The sequence below is a fragment of the Vibrio sp. V10_P2A27P122 genome (assembly GCF_963874335.1).
GTDB lineage: Bacteria > Pseudomonadota > Gammaproteobacteria > Enterobacterales > Vibrionaceae > Vibrio > Vibrio anguillarum.
Genome location: NZ_CAWNHY010000147.1, coordinates 1 through 3,958 on the forward strand (window position 1 = coordinate 1; position 3,958 = coordinate 3,958).

The following is a 3,958-nucleotide window of genomic DNA, read 5'->3' on the forward strand; positions in this document are numbered from 1 at the left end:
CTACTGATTCATAGACGATAACTGCAGCCTAAGCTGCAGTTATCGTGAGAACGCGATGAGATCAGATTAAGCTTTCTTTTGAGCTTCGGCAATCTTCACTTTCCATGTGTCTGGGCCTATTTGGTGAGCATTCGCGCCACGCGAGTCCACCGCAACCGTGACTGGCATGTCTTCAACTTCGAATTCATAAATGGCTTCCATACCTAAATCTTCGAATGCCACCACGCGTGCTTTCTTAATCGCTTTCGCCACTAAGTAAGCCGCGCCACCCACCGCCATCAAGTAGACCGCTTTGTGGTTTTTGATTGACTCCACCGTCGCAGGTCCACGCTCTGCTTTGCCTATCATCCCCATAATGCCCGTTTCATCAAGCATCATGTCGGTAAATTTATCCATACGTGTCGATGTGGTCGGGCCTGCTGGACCAACAACTTCATCACCCACCGCATCAACGGGGCCAACGTAATAGATAAATTTACCTTTAAGATCGACACCTTTAGGCAGCCCTTCGCCATTTTGCAACATTGCTTGGAGTCGTTTATGTGCGGCATCGCGGCCCGTTAAAATCTTACCGGAAAGAAGAAGTGTTTCACCGGTTTTCCACTCTTGAACCTCTTCTTTAGTGACCGCATCAAGGTTGACGCGGCGCGCGCTTGCTCCTGCGTCCCACACAATTTGTGGCCAATCTTCTAGCTTTGGTGGTGTAAGCTCAGCAGGGCCCGTGCCGTCTAGCGTAAAGTGAACATGGCGGGTTGCCGCGCAGTTAGGGATCATACAAACAGGTTTAGACGCGGCGTGAGTCGGCGCTGTTTTGATTTTTACATCCACAACGGTGGTTAAGCCACCAAGCCCTTGCGCACCAATGCCTAAACGATTCACGCGGTTAAAAATATCTAAACGCAGTTCTTCTTCCGCATTTTGTGGACCACGATCAATCAGTTCTTGAATATCGATATGCTCCATCAGTGATTCTTTAGCAAGCACAGCCGCCTTTTCCGCGGTGCCGCCAATACCAATGCCGAGCATACCCGGAGGACACCAACCCGCCCCCATCAAGGGTACGGTTTTTTCTACCCATTCAGCAATGTCATCGGAAGGATTGAGCATTACCATCTTGGTTTTGTTCTCACTGCCGCCACCTTTGGCTGCGATTTGAATGTCGACTTTATTTCCTGGCACCATATTGATATGAACGACAGCAGGCGTATTGTCTTTAGTATTAATACGCTTACCAGCAGGATCCATTAATATAGAAGCGCGCAATGGGTTATCTGGATTGGTGTACGCTTGACGAACTCCTTCATCAATCATTTCTTGCACCGTGAGATCAGACTCCCATTGCACATTCATACCAATGTTGACAAAACAGGTTACGATGCCGGTATCTTGGCAAATGGGTCGATGCCCTTCTGCTGACATGCGCGAGTTAATGAGAATTTGTGCGATCGCATCTTTCGCAGCTTGACTCTCTTCTCGATGATAAGCCTTTTCTAGCGCTTGAATGAAATCCAGAGGGTGGTAGTAAGAGATATATTGAAGAGCGTCAGCGACACTGCTGATCACATCCTGCTTGCGAATTACCGTCATTGCGTGCCTCGTTATTGTTATGCTTCCCTTGACTGTTGCGTGTTCCTCATTCAATAAGCGGTAAGCTTCTCAGCAAAAAATCAACTTATTGATGTGATTCAATCAAGTAGCAGCTTTTAATTTGCATTTTATGATACTCTTGCTTTACTCAACACGCCATGCAGTGATCGGTCTCTTTGTCACAAATTACGCAAATGAACAACAACGAATTCAATCATATCCAAGTTAACGCACTGACTTACCATGTCGATCTCGCTCACCAATTGTTTTCTAAAATCGAAGACTGCCCGTGGGCCATGCTGTTGCGCTCCGCCTCTAAGACGCATATAGATAGCCGTTTTGATATTTTAGTCGCTGAACCACTGGTCACCTTAGTGACACAAGGGGATAAAACGACGGTATGCGAACCGCAGTCTCGTTATGATTCTCAGGCAGACCCATTCCAACTGCTCAAACAGTTGCAGCAGCAGTATTTGCCCGATGTTCAAAGCGATATAGACCTTCCTTTCGTGGGCGGTGCACTCGGTTATTTTGCCTATGACTTAGGGCGGCAGATAGAACGAATTCCAACGCTCGCTGAGCACGATCTATCCACACCTGATATGGCGATTGGTCTCTATCAATGGGCTGTGGTCGTTGATCATTTGCACCAAGCCGCCTATGTGGTAGGCAATCATATTGATGAAGCATGGCAATGGCTCAATGCTCAGAGTTCAAAAAATAACGACGATTTTGTATTACGCTCTGATTGGCAATCCAACATGAGTAAAGAGAGCTACCAACGGAAATTTGAGCAAATCCAGCGCTATTTGCTCAGTGGTGATTGTTATCAAATCAACCTTGCACAGCGTTTTCAAGCCCATTATGAAGGCAGTGAATGGCAAGCTTATCAAAAACTGGAAGCGTTTAATTGCGCACCATTTTCGGCTTTTATTCGCTTAGAAGAGTCAGCGATTTTGAGTGTCTCTCCCGAACGTTTTATGCAGGTCAAACACAACATCATCGAAACTAAGCCGATAAAAGGCACCCGACCAAGAAGCGATAACCCCAGCATTGACGCCGCTAACGCGGCAGACCTTGCTTGCGCAGAAAAAGATCAAGCAGAAAACTTGATGATCGTTGACCTATTACGAAACGATGTTGGCCGTGTGGCAAAACCGGGGTCTGTACATGTGCCTAAGCTGTTCGATATTGAAAGTTTTCCTGCCGTGCATCACCTTGTGAGTACCATTCGCGCAGAACTTGATTCTGCCTATTGCGCGGCCGATCTATTAAGAGCCAGCTTCCCCGGAGGCTCAATTACTGGCGCACCAAAAGTACGTGCAATGGAAATTATTGAGGAGTTAGAGCCTCACCGCCGTAGCGCTTACTGTGGCAGCATCGGCTATATTAGCCGCCACGGGACAATGGACAGCAGTATTGCTATCCGAACTTTGGTGGCAGAGAAGAAACAACTGCACGTTTGGGCTGGTGGCGGTATTGTTGCCGATAGTCAGTGTGAGCTTGAATATCAGGAGACACTGGATAAACTGAGCCGCATTTTACCTGTGCTTGAACATTCTCGTTAACCTTTCCAAGGTTTATTGAACTAGGCTAAAAAGAGATAGACGCAAAATTCGAGTAGGTAACGAAAATGAAGAGAAACAGCGTACAGACTGCGACCCCCTTGACAAAAGATCGGCTTATCCAGCGCTTTCAGTTGCAACAACCTGTGCCTTATCATGAAGAATCTATCCGTCGTGTGGCACACCTTGCTCCTCAAACCTTACGCAAGGCTTCAGTGTTAATTGGTTTTGTTGAGCGGCAGAATGGTTTAAATGTGGTATTAACCAAAAGAGCTGCGCACCTTAAACATCATCCGGGACAAATCAGTTTTCCTGGCGGGAAATATGAGGAAGTCGATGGCTCGCTGCAGATCACTGCGCTTCGTGAAGTAAGAGAAGAAATTGGAATTCTAGCAAACGACATCACTATTTTTGGGCAACTGCCTGAATTGGTTACCGTCAGTAAATTTGTAGTGACGCCCTTTCTTGCTTTTATCAACCCCAATTACAAGGCCATTATTGATACCAATGAAGTGGACGAAATATTTGAAGTTCCCGCCCACCATCTGTTTGATCGAAACAAACTCTATAGCGAATTATTTCAAGTAAAAAATCAACGACATCGCGTTTTCGCCATCCCTTATCAACATCATTTTATTTGGGGGATGACAGCGCAGATCATTCATGTTTTGCAAAAACAAGTTATTCAACCTCATTAATATTCAAACTATTCAACCATAAGTTTAAATAACACGGATGATTATTTTTCCTTATCCCGCCCAAAAGCAAACGTTTGGCATGAATAAATGTTAATCGAAGCATTATAT

Annotated in this window: 3 protein-coding genes; 2 read left to right on the forward strand and 1 reads right to left on the reverse strand. The window is 45.9% G+C overall.

All coding sequences use genetic code 11. From position 1 onward, the window contains the following. Positions 1–66 precede the first annotated feature (66 nt). The gene (locus tag AACQ17_RS07245) at positions 67–1,587 is read right to left on the reverse strand and encodes a fumarate hydratase (RefSeq protein ID WP_010320695.1); all 1,521 of its coding nucleotides are present in this window, start codon (positions 1,585–1,587) and stop codon (positions 67–69) included. 176 nt (positions 1,588–1,763) lie between these two features. Here AACQ17_RS07245 and pabB point away from each other — a divergent pair, with 176 nt between their 5' ends. Continuing rightward, positions 1,764–3,155, forward strand: a complete 1,392-nt coding sequence (gene pabB / locus AACQ17_RS07250) for an aminodeoxychorismate synthase component I (RefSeq protein WP_094147474.1) — start codon at positions 1,764–1,766, stop codon at positions 3,153–3,155. A 65-nt stretch (positions 3,156–3,220) separates the two neighbouring features. Further along, positions 3,221–3,850, forward strand: a complete 630-nt coding sequence (locus AACQ17_RS07255) for a CoA pyrophosphatase (protein WP_013856776.1) — start codon at positions 3,221–3,223, stop codon at positions 3,848–3,850. Positions 3,851–3,958 lie beyond the last annotated feature (108 nt).

Coding starts and splice junctions, on each gene's coding strand:
- AACQ17_RS07245 (WP_010320695.1), bottom strand. CDS start 1,587: ATGACGGTAATTCGCAAGCAGGATGTGATCAGCAGTGTCGCTGACGCT.
- AACQ17_RS07255 (WP_013856776.1), top strand. CDS start 3,221: ATGAAGAGAAACAGCGTACAGACTGCGACCCCCTTGACAAAAGATCGG.